Source organism: Actinomyces glycerinitolerans (genome assembly GCF_900098745.1).
Classification (GTDB): Bacteria; Actinomycetota; Actinomycetes; order Actinomycetales; family Actinomycetaceae; genus Actinomyces; species Actinomyces glycerinitolerans.
Genome location: NZ_FQTT01000002.1, coordinates 1 through 15,662 on the forward strand (window position 1 = coordinate 1; position 15,662 = coordinate 15,662).

The following is a 15,662-nucleotide window of genomic DNA, read 5'->3' on the forward strand; positions in this document are numbered from 1 at the left end:
GGTGTCAGGCCGGCCAGGTCCAGCACCCCCCTGGCCTCCCCGGATCTTCTCCCGCCCAGCCTGAATCAGGGCCGCCAGCTCCGCCTCATCGTGCGCCGAGCCCAGGTGCTCCACAACCCGGCGCACCCCGTGCTCCTTAGCCACGATCTGCACCGCCGTAGCACCAGAAGCGGTACGCACCTTACGAACATACGGGCTCACACACCATCACTCTACCGCCCACCGGATTAGTGCCCCACAACCACCAACCCAACCGCACCACACCAACGAAAAACCCCGATCACCCCAGCGACCTGTCAGGAGTCAGGCCGGAAGACTGCGAGTATCTAGTCGATCGTCTATGCGAATGGCTGAACAACGAGCTCTCCCAGTTGGGCGACGACCCCGCCCTGCGGATGCCCATGGCCTCCATACTGGCCACGCTGGCCCACCTGCACCTGACTTGGATTCGCCCCTTCGGCGACGGGAACGGACGCATGTCCCGTCTGCTGGAGTTTGAACTGCTCACACGTGCCGGAGTTCCGGTACCCGTCGCCCACCTCCTGTCCGATCACTACAACAAGACCCGCGACATGTATTACTCCATCTTGGAGCAGACCAGCGTACGCCCCGGATACCCGGCAGAGGACTTCGTCCACTACACAGCCCAGGGCCTTGTGGATGGTCTACGCGAGCAGATCGCACAAGTGCAGGAGATGCAGCTATCCATCATGTGGCAGTCCTACGTCCACAAGCGGTTCCATGGCCAGCACATCCAGGCGCGAACCAGGATGAGAGACCTCGTGCTGGCCCTGCCCGCCGACCATTGGACCCCAATCGACGATGTCACGATCCTTAACCGAGGCCTCGCCGAGGCGTATCGGAGCAAGACTTCGAAGACCGTTACACGCGACATCAACGGCCTAGTCAAGATGGGGCTGGTCGAGAAACAGCGTGGCCGCTGCGTGCGCCCCCGCGTCGAGGTCATGTCCGCATTCCTTCCTCCGCGGCGTGACCCATCAGCGGGCCAATGAGCTGAACCACCCGTGGCAGTGCTTCCGACGCGTCGTCAGCACCGCTTGTCAGTTCGCCGCGACCTCTCGGCGCCTCCAGCACGCAAGCGCTTTGACGGGCGCTTGCGCGACGCGGCACGGCGGAGCCCTCTGAGCCGCGCCTTCACAGCGCTCTCACCCATCCCCATGGATACAAGCCTCCTCTCCTGCGCGCGCAGCCACACCAACTCGTCGCTGCGGCGCATCGCCAGACGCGCGCGAATCACAGTTACTGGATGCATGGCCGCGTCAACGCCACGCATGATCACCACTGACCAGGCGAGCACAAGCAGCACGAGTACAGCCAGTCCAGCAGGAATACTAGCCGGACTAGACGCCACTACCCCATACACCATAAAACACATGACCGTCACCACTGCACAGAAACATCCCGCGAATCCAGAAACTATCACAAGAAAAACACCCTGAGCTCGCCCCCAGCTCCAGGCGTAGGCGACAAAATATACACAAAATGCGTCAAGCAAAGCCAACACAGAAAACAGCCCAAGAAACCGCGCTGGCGCGTACGGCAGGAATGTTCCCGCCAGCAGCGGACCAATAAGCAGCATCAACCCGAAAGCAATCCAGCGACCAACGTGCGCCGCCTTGCCGCGCGCCTGCACCACGTCACGCGCTTCCACGTCTGACGCAACCTTGACTCGAATCAAGCGGTAAGCCCGCTCATACTCCCACCATACTGTATGACGTCGGCGCTCAACGTCTTTCAACGTATATTTAACAGCGTATCCATATAACCAAATCGGAATAACAACCGATGCTGCTGCGACGACCCAAATGGGCCACATCGATAACAACACCACCCCGAGCGGCCGTTCCGGAAGCACCTCCAGTCCCGGAGTCCACACCAGGCAGACATAGAGAATGGGAAGCCATACACAACAGTACATAATCAGCCAGAAGACCAACGCCCTGCCAGGGTCGCTCCACACGTGACTCATAATCGTCTCCCGCCGATTGTGTCGCCCGACGGACGCACGTGATTGGAAGCTGAACACCGCAATGATTACGCACTCAACGCCGAATAATCCAGATACCAGCGTCATTCCCGCTGATACAGATAGATCCAGCCCGAAGGGGCACTGATTGAATCCCTCCAGACCCACATCCGGAGTGGCTGCTAGGCACTGCCTGCTGATCCTCCGAATCTCCATTAACTCCACGAACATCACTTCCAGAGAAGACTCGGGCAGGTCCTTCGCCAACAACCACATGGTCCACCCCAAGAGGCCCAGCATGCCCGGCACCGTCATCATGGCGAGATTGCCACCGTGTTCCCAGGTTAGATTTCGACTGTAAAGCCTATCCCTCTTACCTCTCCTCTTCTCCCCCAAAGTCTTATCTTGCCCCACATTCTCTGGGGTTGTCGCCGAGCCATCTTTCTCCGCCGCGAATGCGCCCTTGAATCGTCTCAGGAAGCGGTGCAGGCCGTCGGCTTGTTCGGTCCCCACGGCATTCTTGGCACGATTCGTTGGCTCGCTCTTCTGCGGGGCAGGTTCCTGCTCGGGCTCCTTCGTATCGTTCCCGTCATCCAGGGACGCAGTGCCCCGCGGCTGCGAACCATCACCACGCACGTCTTCGCACTCACTCATGATCGCCTCGGTTCTCGCCGGCCGGTCAGGGTCTTGGGCGGGGCCGGCGGTTCCCGCCCACAGTCACAGTGCCACGGGGGTCCGACACGAACTACCGGCCTACGGGTTGAGGCAGGGACGAGGCTGGGCTAGACCGCCTGAGGCTGCCCGGCGCGCGCATTCGACACTCACGCTCCGCCACCTTGCCCTTCCACCATCCTCGTGACCGACCGCCAACCAGTTACTCACGGGACCAAGCAGAGCAAGGCGCTCCGCCTCCCCACTCCCTTGGTTCTCGCTCTGGGACATGGTGCCGCGGTACGACCGCGGCGCCCGTCTGCCGGCCCGCTCAGCCGCTAGCCACCTGCTCGTTGACGTGCGGCTCCAGGGTGCGTGTCTGGTCCCCGATGGCGCAGGCGAGCAACGGCTCGTCCAGGCGCAGCCCGAGCTCGACGTTAGCCTCTTCCGCGCTACGCGACACATTCGCACTCGCGACGACCACGATCCGCGACTCTCGCGGGCAGTTCTAGATGAGGCACCGAGCCTCTTTCGCGGGCATCTGAGACGAGTCTCGTCGCGGGGTTGACCTTCAGAGGAGGGGGGTGGCACACTAATGTCGCCGCCGCATCAAGGTGCGGACAGGAAGTTAACGCCGGTGCGCCTGTGACGTCATAGGGCCCGGCGTTCGCGCTACCTCCTGGGATGAATCGTCTCGATTCGCACGTGCGGTTCGAGCAGCGCCCATGCCGTAGTTTTACCCATGCAGGCATCGCCGTAAGCTCCCAGAACCTGATCCGGCACCCACAGCATGGGTTGTTGGGTCCCATACTCGTGCCGAAGTTTGAAGTCAGCGCTAACCATCCCGCTCTTACGGGCAACAGCGAAAACCGCTCGGTCTTTGTCATCTTGCTTCTGCTGCCGACGCTCCAGGACTAGTTCGTCTACGCCGTAGCCTCCCGACAAAATGGTCATCAGCGTCATAAGCGCCTGTTGACGCGCCGACTCTTCACGCACACCCTCAGCAAGGGGACGCGCCGCGACAATCAAGTGGCCTCCGCCGTGGGAACTGATTATGCGGCACGCCTCCTCCTGAACTCGAGGAATGGAATCTCGCCAGTGCAGTTTCCTTCCCCGCACGAGAGCCATCAGCTCGGAGGCAAGATCGGGGACGGCATCATCACGAATATAAGCACCCAAGAGATATGTTGGCTCCCGCACGCCTCTTCTGCGGATGCTCTCATCGCCGTACGCCACCTTCACCATGGGCAAATAGTAGCCATGCCCTCAGACACTAACCGTGTCTGAGCCGCGATCACGAAGCCTGCGTTAACCGGCCACCCGTTCATAGACGTGCGGCTCCAGGGCGCGCATTTGGTCCTCGATGGCGCGGGCCAGCAGCGGCTCGTCCAGGCGCAGGCCGAGCTCGACGTTCCACTCCTCCGCGGAGCGCGACATATTCGCGCTCGTGACCACCACGATCTGGTGATCCACCACCACGAACTTGGCGTGATTTCGCGGCCGCTTCCCGTCCTCACCGGCCCGCGTCCGCATCACCACGGCGCCCTTCAGCTCGCGCGCGACCTGCGCGGTGGTGGGCACCCAGGGCTTGGGCTCGGCGTCGGCCACGTCGGTGTCCAGGTACAGGCGCACACTCACCTCCGGCCGCGCCGTCACCTCCTTCAGCGCCTCCCACAGCGCCGAGGAGCGCGCAATGTTGTAGGTGGAGCAGGTGACCGCCCCGTAGGCCCGCGTCACCAGCTCGTGGATCAGCCCGGTCAGGTGCCCCGTCACCCCAAAAGCGCCAGGCCCGCCGGGAACCGTCCACACCGGGGTGACGGAGGTCGGGTGCGCCAGCGCGCCCTCGATGGCGCGCAGCACCGCCGCGGTCCGTTCCCGCTCCAACGTGCCGAGCCCGGCCCTCCCCATCAGCTCCCGCACTCGGCGTCGCCGCGACGCCTCCACGGCCCCAAGCGCCTGTGCCAGGGTCTCCCCCGCCTCCAAACTGGCGGCGACGGCCCGCGCCTGGGCCCCGCTCAGGACCGACCCGAGCTCGACGACGGCGTCCCGCCGCCACCGGATCGGTCAAGTAGTTGCCGAGCGTGCGGGCGAAGGCCCACGGGCTGGACAGGAAGCGCTTCTTCAGCAGCAGGGCGGCAATATCCAGGCTGCGCCGCCCCTGCTGGCGTCCCGAGGCGCGCAGCAGCGAGTCCAGCTTGGCGTAGGCATCCTCCTCATCGGCAGCGGCCGCATACTCCACGGAGTTGACCTTGCGGCGCTTGAAGTCGCGGTCCGGCACGTCCGCCTTCAGGCGCCGCACCGTCACCTCATCCAGGGCACTGCGGTCGATCTCGGCGCCGCGGGCGAAGCGGCGCGGGTCGATCATCTCCAGCAGGGCGGTAAAGGACTCGGTGTAACCGTTGTGCGGCGTGGCGGACAGGAACAGGCGGTGCTCACACTTCTCGGCCAGGCGGCGCAGCGCCCGGGTGCGCTGGGAATCCACCGCGTAACCGCGGCCGCCGCCAACGGCCGAGGGCGCCGCCGGGGCCACGTGGTGGGCCTCATCCACCACCAGCACGTCGAAGGCGTAGTTGCGGGCGCTGCCCGGGCGGCCGGCGTCGTCCAGTACCTCACGCAGCAGCCGCTGGGCGCGCACGCCCGGCAGCCAGGCCATGGACACGATCACCCGCGGATACAGGCGCAGCGGGTTCGCGGCCAGGCCGTAGGCGCGGCGGTCGGCGGCAATCCGGGCGGAGTCGACGATCACGAACTCCAGGCCAAACTTCTCACGCATCTCATCGCGCCACTTCAGGGCCAGGCTCGGCGGGCACACGATGATGACCGAGCGGGCCCGGTGCCGCAGCAGCAGCTCCTCGATGACCAGGCCGGCCTCAATGGTCTTGCCCAGGCCCACGTCGTCGGCCAGCAGGAGGTTGGTGCGCGGGGCCTCCAGGACGCGGCGCAGGGGCTCGAGCTGGTAGGGCTCCAGGGTGGCGCCCGAGCGGAAGGGAGCCTGGTAGGCCTTGGCGTCGGCGGAGGTGACCGCGCCCCAGCGCACGGCGTCGACGAAGGCGCCCAAAGTGTCCGGGTCGTCGAAGGAGTCGGCGGAGATCGTCTCCGGCAGGCCGCGGTCCGGAATGATCGAGTTGCCGACCTCCAGCTCCCAGATGACGGTCAGCTCCTCACCCATACGATCCTCGGCCAGCGATTGCAGTGAGACCAGGTGCTCCAGGTCGGTGCGTGAATCGTCGGCGGGGCTGTGGGGCAGGCCCTGCTCGCGCACGTCGGTGACGGCCCAGGTGGCGCCCCGCACCTGCACCACCTGCCCGGGTTCGGGCAGGGCCGGTGCGGCGTCAGTGCTGGAATCCAGGCCGGAGCTTGCGGTCGCGCCCGTAGGCCAGGGTGAAGTGTGCGTAGTCATCGGTGCCTGTTCGTGCGGGAGCGCCCGTTGCCTGTGGCCGGGCGCGAGACGAGCACACTGTAGCCCTAGTCACCATCGCCTCGGGGCGCGCGGACTCATCTCAGGCGACCGAGTCCGTTTCGAGTCCCATGTTCACCGCCCCGGCCTCCGACTGGCATCTCCAGCGGGCAGGCGCTCCGGTTCCGAGATCAGCCACGCCACGCCGTGAGTGTCAAGCAAGTAGGCCACGCCTACTCCCAGCTCTCAAGTTCGTCTTCCGCCAGGGGCGCGAAGAAGAACTCATCGGGAACCTTGAGATCGGGGCGCACCCCGAAGGAACGACGCTCTTCCGGAGCCACGACCCTCAGCGTGGCGACGGGCCTGCCACCCCGAGCCACCGCACGCACGCCGCCGCCTCCACCGGATACGCACCCCGCACCTGTCACAAAATGCACCACTTTCGGACCGCACCACTGCCAGGATCACACTGAAACCGCGGAAATCCGCGGACGCAGCCGACACGGCCGGCGGCCGCAGAACTGAAAGTGGTGCATCCAATGACACCCCCGACCCCACCAGCCACCGACAACCACACCCGAGCACCACCCCCCCACCCCAGCCACCTCACCCGCACCCCGACCCCCCTTCCCACCCGCATCCCAGCCGGCCCTTCGTGACGCCTGCGCACCCGCACCCGTCCGCTTGCGTAGGCTGACGCCATGAATTGGCTGATGGGCATCCGCGTCGTGTGCACCGTCATCGTCGCAGTCACGACGGTGGTCGGCGTCTTCGTGTTCGGCCGGGCCTGTTGCACCATCGCCAACCGCATGGGCGTGGGCCGCCCCGTCCCCCGCGAGCGCCTGCGCCCCATCGGCCGCCGCCTGATGCGCATGCTCGGTGAGGTCGTCGGCCACACCGCCTTCAAGGGCCGCCCTTGGATCCGGGCCGCGCACTGGCTGGTGATGGTCAGCTTCCCGCTGCTGTTCCTGACCCTGGTCACCGGCTACGGCCAGGTACTGGCCGGCCCGCACTGGGAGTTGCCGTGGCTGGGCCACCAGGCCTGGTGGGCGTGGGTGGTTGAGCTCATCGCCTGGCTGAGCCTGGCGGGCATCGTCCACCTGATCACGGTGCGCCGCCGCCTGACCCGCCGCCGGGCCGCCGCGCCCCCCTTCAACACCGACTCCGCCGGCGGCACCCGCACCCGCACCTCCCGCTTCGCCGGCTCCAGCCAGGGGCAGGCGCACTTCGTGGAGGCGATCGTGGCCGGCGTGGTGGTCTGCGTACTGGCGCTGCGGATGCTGGAGCACGCCCAGCTTGTGCTCTCCCCCGACCCGGCCGACGCCGCCCTCGCCCACTGGACGCACTTCCCACTGACCGCCTGGACCGGCCCACTGCTGGCACCACTGAGCGCAGACGCCCTGGCGGCCGCGATCACGGTGGTGGCAACCGTCAAGATCGTCATCTCCATGTGGTGGTTCGTGGTGGTCGGCCTGCAGCCATCGATGGGCGTGGCCTGGCACCGCTTCCTGGCCTTCGTGAACCTCTACGCACGCCGCAACACCGACGGCACCAAGGCGCTCGGCCCCGCCCAACCGCTGCTGCTACCCGACGGCCGGCCGCTGACCGCCGACACCCTGGACGACCTCGACGCCGCCATGGAGGCTGCCGAGGAGGCGGGCACCGAGGTCAAGCTCGGCGTGGAGCGCATTGAGGACTTCACCTGGAAGGGCCTGCTGGACTTCTCCACCTGCACCGAGTGCGGCCGCTGCCAGGACCTGTGCCCGGCGTGGAACACCGGCAAGCCCCTGTCCCCGAAGCTGTTCACCCTGGCCCTGCGCGACCACCACGCCGCCGTCGCCCCTTACCTGCGGGCGGCGAGCGCACTCGGCGTTGAGCCAGACGAGGTCACCGAGGAGATGCTCGCCGAGCGCCGCAGTGCCCGCGGCCCGCTCGGGCGGCTGGCGGGCATGACCGACGGCCTGGAGGACGACGACGATCTGGGCCTGGCTCCGGGCAGCGCCCACACCGGCGACGTGCTGGGCGCCCTGCTGGCCGCCAAGGCCGCCCCGAGCGACACGGGTGTGGCCACGCGTCCGGCGCCGCTGGCCGGCGAGGTGATCCCCGCGGACGTGCTGTGGTCGTGCACCACCTGCGGGGCGTGCGTGGATCAGTGCCCGGTGGACATCGAGCACCTGGATCACGTGATCGACGTGCGCCGTCAGCAGGTGCTCATGGCCTCGGCCTTCCCCAAGGAGTTGGGGCAGATGTTCCGCAAGCTGGAGTCCAAGGGCAACCCCTGGGGCCTGGCGGCGCGCAAGCGCATGGACTGGACCAAGGGCCTGGACTTCGACGTGCCGGTCGTCGGCGTGGACGTGGAGGACGCCTCCGAGGTCGACTACCTGTTCTGGGTGGGCTGCGCGGGCGCCTACGAGGACCGGGCGAAGAAGACGACGCGTGCGGTCGCCGAGCTGCTGCACACCGCCGGGGTGTCCTTCGCCGTCCTGGGCGACGCCGAGGCCTGCACCGGCGACCCGGCCCGCCGCGCTGGCAATGAGATCCTGTTCCAGACGCTGGCGGCGCAGAACGTCGAGACGCTCAACGAGGCCGGCGCGCAGAAGATCGTGGTCACCTGCGCCCACTGCTTCAACACGCTGGCCCGCGAGTACCCGCAGGTGGGCGGGCACTACGAGGTGCTGCACTACACGCAGCTGCTGGGCCGGCTGGTGCGTGAGGGCCGCTTGCGTCCCGCCCCGCCGCAGGCCGCCCGTCCCGACGACGCTGCGGCGCCCGCTCCGGAGTCGTCCGCGACGACGCCGTCATCCACGCCGCCCGCAGCCCCGACCGTCACCTACCACGACGCCTGCTACCTGGGCCGCCACAACCGCATCTACTCCCCGCCGCGCGAGTTGCTGGAGGCGACCGGCGCCACCACCGTGGAGATGCCGCGCAGCCACGAGCGCGGCTTCTGCTGCGGCGGCGGCGGGGCGCGGGCCTTCATGGAGGAGTCGATCGGCACCCGCATCGCGGTGGAGCGCTCGCGCGAGGCGATCGGCACCGGCGCGCAGGTGATCGCGACGGCCTGTCCGTTCTGCACCACCATGCTCTCCGACGGCGTCGCCTCCGAGGGCGCCGACGTGCGCGTCACGGACGTGGCCACCCTGATGCTGGAGTCCGTCCGCCGCGGCCAGCAGCCGACGCCGGCCTGAGCGCCTAGAAGTCGGTCGCGACGCTTACCCCGGTCAAGGCGGCACGAATGGTGCCCGGGCGCACGTCTCCCTCCCGCAGGATCGTCGCCCGGCCGTCCTGAACCTTGACGATCGTCGACGATGCCGTGGTGCCCTGATGCCCACCTTCGAGGATCAGGTCCACCGCGTCGCCGATCTGCTCGCTCGCGAGTTTCAGGTCCACCAGGACGCCGTCGGCCCTCCCGGACAGGTTCGCCGAGGTCATCGCCACCGGTCGACCGATGAAATCCAATAGTCGTTGCAGGGTCGGGTTGGACAACACCCCGAGCGCAACCGTGCTGCCTCCACGCACCAGGAAGTCGGGCACCGCGTCGCTGCGCGGCAGGACCAGGTTGAAAGGACCGGGCCAGAACGCCGCCGCCAGTGCCTGAACCGTGGCCCTGTCCGCCGCGGGTACCCGCGTGTAGCGTTCCCAGTCCCCGGAGTTCCGCAGGAACAGGGTCAGTGGGGAGGTCGCCGGGCGGCGCTTGATGGCGAAGGCCCGCTCGATGGCAGCCTCGTTCCAGGCGTCGAGTGTCAGCGCCAGATTCGTGTCCGAGGGCGCCACGATAACGCCCCCGGCCAACACGATCCGGGCCGCGCGTCGAAGGTTCTCCTCCGTAGCGGCAACCACCTTCGGATGGTGGAGGGCGTCGGCACTCGTCTCAGTCATCGGTCGCCGCCTCCAAACGAGGATCAGGGAGTCGCATCGAGTCATTTTCCCCCCGCCCGGCGGGACGGGCGAGTCGAACAGGGTCCCGGTCAACGGGTGCGGGTCGGGCACGGCTCAGCTCCGGTAGGGGTCGATGTGCAGACGCATGCCGCGCGGGTCGCGCACCAGTCCGGCCGTCTCCAGCAGGTCGCCGACCACCGGGTCCAGTGCGGAGACGCCGTTGAGGGCCTCCACCACGCGCTTGCCGGTGCTGCGCGGGGTCTCCCGCAGCGCGGCGCGGGTCTCGGCGGCGACGACGGCGGCCAGCGCCCGTTCCAGTTCTGCCCGGATCGTGGTGTAGCAGGTGAGGGCGCGCAGCCGCTCGGCGGCATGCAGCACCGGCCGCCCGCCGATCAGGACGACGCGCGTGCCCTGCCGCGCCGCCGGGCGCGGCAACTCCTCATCTGCGACATCCGCGGCCCGCGCGGCCAAGTCGGGCGGCAGCGCCGGCTCGGGCCAGGGGACGACGCCGCCCATGAGGCAGGCGGGGTCCTTCAGATCCAGCACCGCCACCGATTCGGGGCGGGAGGCGGAAGACTGCTCCGGCGCCCGCCCGGCCGCAGGCTCGTCCGACGGCGTGAACTGTGCGGCGGTTGGCGTGCCCGCTGCCGCGCCGTCGAGTCCGCCGTCACGCCCCGCCAGGGCGCGCAGCCGGTCGACGGTCTCCCGGCCGGCGAACTGACTCGGCCCGAGCCCGGTGACGAAGGCGCCGCGCAGCACGACGCCGGCGTCCTCCATGCGTCGCAGCACCGGCAGCAGCGGGGTGATGCCGCCCGGGATACCGGCGGCGAGCGCCACGTCCCGGCTGACGATGCCGTAGCGGTCGAGCAGGGATTCGACGTCGGCCACGGCCTGCTCCTCGGCCGTGACCTGCGGCGGGGCGAGCCGACGCCAGGAGGCGGTCGCGAGCGCGGCGGCGAGCGCCGGGTTGTGGGCCGCCGTCGGGCTGCCGCCGGCGGCGGAGAGCCCACCGGCCGTCGAGGCCGATGACGGTCGCAGCGCGTCCGGGGGCGGCAGCGGCCCCGACGTGGACGGCGTCGACTGCGCCGCCCCGGCAGATCCGGCCGGGCGGGTGCGTTCGGTGAGATAACCCGTGCGGTAGCCGCCGTAGCGGCGGGTGCGGCGACTGCGCACACGCCGCGGCGGCACGGCCGGTGGCCGCGGCTGGAGGAGTGCCCGCACCGGTGCGAAGGAGTCGGCGGTCAGCTGCCCGGAACCCACCAGCGCCCACTGTTCCTCCGCGTCGTACTCGCCTGTGCCGATGGGCGCTCCGGCGACGGGCGCCAGCGGGGAGTCGGATGGGAAGAAGGCGATTTCGCCCGGCGTGACCCCGTCCTGCGTCCGGCACACCCAGATCACGTCTCCGGAGCCGATGAGGTCGTCGAGCATGGCGGGGCGGTAGCCGACCACGCGCGCCGGGAAAACCACGGATTCCCAGAGCCCGGCGGGCAGCCACACGCCCTCCAGGGCGGCAATCGCCTCCGCGAGCGCCTCCACGCCGAGCCCTGGGGCGACGCCGAATGCGCCACTGCCGCCGGTGGTACCGGGCGCTCCCGGCGAACCCTGCGCTCCCGGCGAACCCGCCGCCGCTGACGCGGCACCCGCCTCCTCCGCACGCGCAGTGATACCGGCGCGCTCCAGCACGAGCCGCTGCAGGGCCGCGGGCGGCACCGGCTCGACGGCGGCCCGCGCCTTCGCCAGGGAGCGGTTGCGCACCCGGGTGAACACCTCAGGTGCCATCCAACGGACCTGCGCGCCGCCGCTCAGACGCAGACGCATGAGCGCGCCCTCATCGGCCAGCGCCGTCAGCGCATCCGCGGCCACGGAAGCGCCCAGGCCGAAGGCCCCGGCCACCGCCTCGGCGGTCACCTCAGCATGGGTGCGGGCGTGGCGCAGCACCAGGTCGGCCAGCGCCCCACGGGGTGCCGAAGCCTCCGCAGCGACCGCGGGAGCACCCAAAATCCCCGCGACGCCGACGGCGGGCGATTCAACACCCGATTCCGCCTGCCCGGCAGCCGGCTCAACCGGTGCGGTCGACGTTGTCACAGCGGGCCGCACCGCCCAGTCGGGCACCTGGGCCCCGAGGGCGTCGCGCAGGGCGGCCGCGTCCTCCGCGCGCGCCCAGCACTCGCGTCCGCCCACGCGCACGGGGAAGGCGCGCCGCGCCCGTTCCAGCGCCGTGAGCCCCACGCGCACTCCCTTAGGGGCCCCGCCCCCAACATCAGCGGCGGCCTCGTCCCCTCCCGCGGCACCACCAGCGGCATCGACGCCGCCGGCGTCCGCATCCTCGCCCGCGGCAGCAGTCTCAGCCTGCCCGTGCACCGCCGATTCGCCGTCGTCGCCCCGGCAGCGGGCGGCCAACTCCCCCGCCGACAGCGGGCCGAGTTCACGCAGCAGGTCGGCCAGCCCCTCGGCGTCGGCCCGCGCTTGCCGCCCGGGTGCCAGGTGCTGCAGCTCGGATTCGACCTGCGCCATGACCTCCTCATCCAGCAGGTCGGCGATGCCGCCGTCGCCCACAAGCTCGGCCACGGCGTCGGGATCCAGGGAGAGCAGCTGGGCGCGGCGCTCGGCGTGCGGGAGGTCGTACTGGTACAGGAAGGTGCCGGTGTAGCCGAACAGCAGCGGCCCGGCGAAGGGCGAGGGCACCTGCGTGACCGCCTCGACCACACGCGCGCGCCCGGCGGCGAGCCGCTCCATGAGGGCGCGCAGGGCGGGCAGGTCCCACACGTCCTGCAGACACTCGCGGGCCGCTTCCACCAGCACAGGGAAGCTCGGGAAGCGCCGGGAGGCCTCCTGGAGCTGACCGGCCTTCAGCCGCTGGAGCCACAGCGGGGTGCGGCGGCCGGGGCGCGCGGAGGGCATGAGCAGCGCGCGGGCGGCGCACTCGCGGAAGCGGGCGGCGAACACGGCGGTCTGGTCCACCCGGGTGCGCACCAGCTGCTCGAGCTCGGCGGCGTCGAAAACGAACAGCTCCGCGCCCGGCGGCTGCTCGGTGGGCGGGGTCTGCAGCAATATGCCGTCGTCGGCGGTGACGATCTGCGGGTCGATCCCCAGCATGCGGCGGGCCCGCTCCTTGATTGCCATGGCCCAGGGCTCGTGCACGCGGCGGCCGAGTGGGCTGTGCAGGATCAGTCGCCAGTTGTCGGACTCGTCCCGGCACCGCTCCAGCACCAGGTCGGTATCGGAGGGGACGACGCCGGTCGCCGCCCGCTGCTCGCGCAGCAGCGCCACCAGGTTGGCCTGCGCGCCGGCGTCCATGCCGGCGCGGTGCAGGCGGTCGGTCAGTTCCGGCTGGGGCGGGTCCCCGAAGCCGCCGTCGCCCAGGGCCGCGGCCGCCTGCCGCAGGAAGGCGCCCTTCGCGGCACCGGTGGCGGCCGGGCGGCCAGTCCCCTCCCCGCGCCAGAAGGGCAGCCGGGCGCTGCGGCCGGGGGCGGGGTCGACGACGACGCGGTCCGCCCCGATCTCGCGGATGCGCCAGGAGGCGGTACCCAGGGTGATCACGTCCCCGACGCTGGACTCGTTGACCATCTCCTCATCCAGCTCCCCCACGCGGCGGCGGCCGGTGGCGGCGTCGCCCTCGGGCAGCATCACCGGGAACATGCCGCGGTCGGGGATGGTGCCGGAGGCGGCGACGGCCAGGCGCTGGGCATTGGGGCGGGCGGTGAGTGCGCCGGTGGACCGGTCCCAGATGATCCGTGGGGAGAAGTCGCTCAAGTCGGCGGAGGCGTAGCCGCCGGCGAGCAGTTCCAGCACGGAGTCGAAGGCGGTGCGGGGCAGGTCCCGGTACGGGGCGGCGCGGGTGACGGTGGCGTACCAGTCGTCGGCGGTGCGGTCCTCGACGGCGACGGCGGCCACCGTCTGCTGGGCGAGCACGTCCAGCGCGTTGGACACCAGCGCGGTGCGTTCAATGCTGCCGGCGCGCATGCCCTCGGCCACGACGGCCGCGTCCACGAGCTGGGTGCGTTCGATCGGGTAGATGACCCCGCGGGGCCGCCCGCCGACGCGGTGCTCGGCCCGGCCGACGCGCTGCAATCCGGCGGCGACCGACGGTGGGGGCGCCACCTGGAGGACCAGGTCGATGGAACCCATGTCGATGCCGAGTTCCAGGGAGGCGGTGGCCACCACGCAGCGCAGCTCGCCGGACTTGAGCTCCTCCTCGACCAGGCGGCGCTGCTCCTTGGATACCGAGCCGTGGTGGGCCTTGGCGATCACCGGGGCGTCGGCCGGCAGGGGCCGGGTGTGCTGGGAGGCGCCCATCTCCCAGGACTCGTGGTGGCGGACGGGCTCGGGGGCGGACGCGGCGCCTCGTTCGGCCAGATGGGCGGCGTAGGCCTCGTTCAGGTGCGCGGTCAGGCGCTCGCACACGCCCCGGGAGTTGACGAAGATCAGCGTGGTGCGGTGGGTGAGGACCTGCTGCAGCAGGGCGTGCTCGATATGCGGCCAGATGGAGGCCGTCATGCGGGCCGGGGCGCCCGCGCCGGCGGATCCTCCGGTGCCGGCGATCTCGCCTGCCATGGCGGCACGCAGGGCCCGATCGCTGCGCCAGGCCTGCCGACTGCTTCTGCCGCCAGCGGCACCGGTCGGGCCGTCCGGGCGAGTGCCGCCTGCCCGCACCCCTCCGCCTGGGCCACGGCCGATTCCCGTCCCTCCGTCCGGGCCCCCACGGCCGGGCGCACCCCGCAGGGCGCGCTCGTGGCGGTCGAGCGTGGCCGGGACGCGGGCCATGTCCGTCACGGGCACGGCGACGGTCACATCGGGAGTGGCGTGGGCGTCGTCGTCGGCGATGATGCCGACCGGGTGGGGGCCGCCCAGGAAGCGGGCGATCTCCTCGGGTGGGCGGACCGTCGCGGACAGGCCGATGCGTTGAGCGGGGCGGGGCAACAGGTCGTCCAGCCGCTCCAGGGACAGAGCCAGGTGGGTGCCGCGCTTCTGGCCGGCGAAGGAGTGGATCTCGTCGACGATCACGGTGTCCACGGTGCGCAGCGTCTCGCGCACCGCGCTGGTGAGCATCAGGTACAGCGACTCCGGGGTGGTGATGAGGATGTCCGGCGGGCTGGTGCGCAGGCGGCGCCGCTCGGCCGGGGTGGTGTCTCCCGTGCGCATGCCGACGGCGAGCGGTGCCGCGGGCACGCCCAGTTCCGCGGAGGCCGCGGTGATGCCGGCCAGGGGACGACGCAGGTTGCGTTCCACATCGGCGCCGAGGGCCTTGAGCGGGGAGATGTACAGGACCCGCACCCCGCGCCCGCGCGGCTGCCGAGTGCGGCGGCGGTCGGCCGGGATGGCACCGGCCGGGGCGGCGTCGCCGAGGGCGGGCTCATCGCCCTGGGCCACCTGCGCCACGGGACGGGCGAGGCGGTCGATGGCGGACAGGAAGGCCGCCAGGGTCTTGCCCGAGCCGGTGGGGGCGATGACCAGGGCGTTCTCGCCGCGGCCGATCGCCTCCCAGGCGCGCCGCTGCACCGGCGTCGGGCCGGCCGGGAAGGCGGCGTCGAACCAGGCGCGCGTGGCGGCAGTGAAGGCAGCGGGCAGTGTGGGCGGCATCGGGGCCAGGATAGGCGCGGCCGCCGACATTAATCGGTCCCATTCTGGCCCACACCCCGCAGCCATCTCGGACGGCGGTGGCAGCCGGCTCTGGCTCGAGCGGGGGCGGCGCCCCACGAGCCGTTTGCCCGTCAGCGTTCCTCCGGCCCTGCCGACTCCTCGATCAGT

Annotated in this window: 8 protein-coding genes and 2 pseudogenes; 2 read left to right on the forward strand and 8 right to left on the reverse strand. The window is 70.3% G+C overall.

The features are described 5' to 3' along the window. Nucleotides 1-201, reverse strand: a pseudogene (locus tag ACGLYG10_RS16305) (hypothetical protein); the annotation flags it as partial. A gap of 29 nt (nt 202-230) precedes the next feature. Here ACGLYG10_RS16305 and ACGLYG10_RS03170 point away from each other — a divergent pair. Continuing rightward, nucleotides 231-1,013, forward strand: coding sequence for a Fic family protein (locus ACGLYG10_RS03170; protein ID WP_073327875.1), 783 nt, complete (start codon nt 231-233; stop codon nt 1,011-1,013). 35 nt (nt 1,014-1,048) lie between these two features. On the opposite strand, the gene ACGLYG10_RS15770 is transcribed toward ACGLYG10_RS03170, so the two are convergent. From ACGLYG10_RS15770 to ACGLYG10_RS16495, 5 genes and pseudogenes are all read right to left on the reverse strand, one after another. Further along, entirely contained in the window at nt 1,049-2,641 is a 1,593-nt protein-coding gene (locus ACGLYG10_RS15770; protein WP_139240772.1) for a hypothetical protein, read from the reverse strand. Between the two features lie 328 nt (nt 2,642-2,969). Next, nucleotides 2,970-3,101, reverse strand: coding sequence for a hypothetical protein (locus tag ACGLYG10_RS16795; protein WP_258522160.1), 132 nt, complete (start codon nt 3,099-3,101; stop codon nt 2,970-2,972). Between the two features lie 209 nt (nt 3,102-3,310). After that, nucleotides 3,311-3,883, reverse strand: a complete 573-nt coding sequence (locus ACGLYG10_RS15775) for a hypothetical protein (protein WP_139240774.1) — start codon at nt 3,881-3,883, stop codon at nt 3,311-3,313. A 63-nt stretch (nt 3,884-3,946) separates the two neighbouring features. Further along, nucleotides 3,947-4,621, reverse strand: a complete 675-nt coding sequence (gene drmC / locus ACGLYG10_RS03180) for a DISARM system phospholipase D-like protein DrmC (protein WP_244542555.1) — start codon at nt 4,619-4,621, stop codon at nt 3,947-3,949. A gap of 361 nt (nt 4,622-4,982) precedes the next feature. Next, nucleotides 4,983-6,038 (reverse strand): annotated as a pseudogene (locus tag ACGLYG10_RS16495) (SNF2-related protein); the annotation flags it as partial. A 698-nt stretch (nt 6,039-6,736) separates the two neighbouring features. Here ACGLYG10_RS16495 and ACGLYG10_RS03190 point away from each other — a divergent pair. Next, entirely contained in the window at nt 6,737-9,223 is a 2,487-nt protein-coding gene (locus ACGLYG10_RS03190; protein ID WP_073327878.1) for a (Fe-S)-binding protein, read from the forward strand. A gap of 4 nt (nt 9,224-9,227) precedes the next feature. Here ACGLYG10_RS03190 and ACGLYG10_RS03195 read toward each other — a convergent pair whose 3' ends face one another. Both ACGLYG10_RS03195 and ACGLYG10_RS03200 read right to left on the reverse strand, forming a co-directional pair. Then, nucleotides 9,228-9,914 (reverse strand): L-threonylcarbamoyladenylate synthase, encoded by a 687-nt coding sequence (locus ACGLYG10_RS03195; protein ID WP_073327879.1) that lies wholly within the window; start codon nt 9,912-9,914, stop codon nt 9,228-9,230. Between the two features lie 114 nt (nt 9,915-10,028). Continuing rightward, nucleotides 10,029-15,494, reverse strand: coding sequence for a DEAD/DEAH box helicase (locus ACGLYG10_RS03200; protein ID WP_073327960.1), 5,466 nt, complete (start codon nt 15,492-15,494; stop codon nt 10,029-10,031). Between the last annotated feature and the right edge of the window lie 168 nt (nt 15,495-15,662).

Coding starts and splice junctions, on each gene's coding strand:
- ACGLYG10_RS15770 (WP_139240772.1), bottom strand. CDS start 2,641: ATGAGTGAGTGCGAAGACGTGCGTGGTGATGGTTCGCAGCCGCGGGGC.
- ACGLYG10_RS15775 (WP_139240774.1), bottom strand. CDS start 3,883: ATGGTGAAGGTGGCGTACGGCGATGAGAGCATCCGCAGAAGAGGCGTG.
- ACGLYG10_RS03190 (WP_073327878.1), top strand. CDS start 6,737: ATGAATTGGCTGATGGGCATCCGCGTCGTGTGCACCGTCATCGTCGCA.
- ACGLYG10_RS03195 (WP_073327879.1), bottom strand. CDS start 9,914: ATGACTGAGACGAGTGCCGACGCCCTCCACCATCCGAAGGTGGTTGCC.
- ACGLYG10_RS03200 (WP_073327960.1), bottom strand. CDS start 15,494: ATGCCGCCCACACTGCCCGCTGCCTTCACTGCCGCCACGCGCGCCTGG.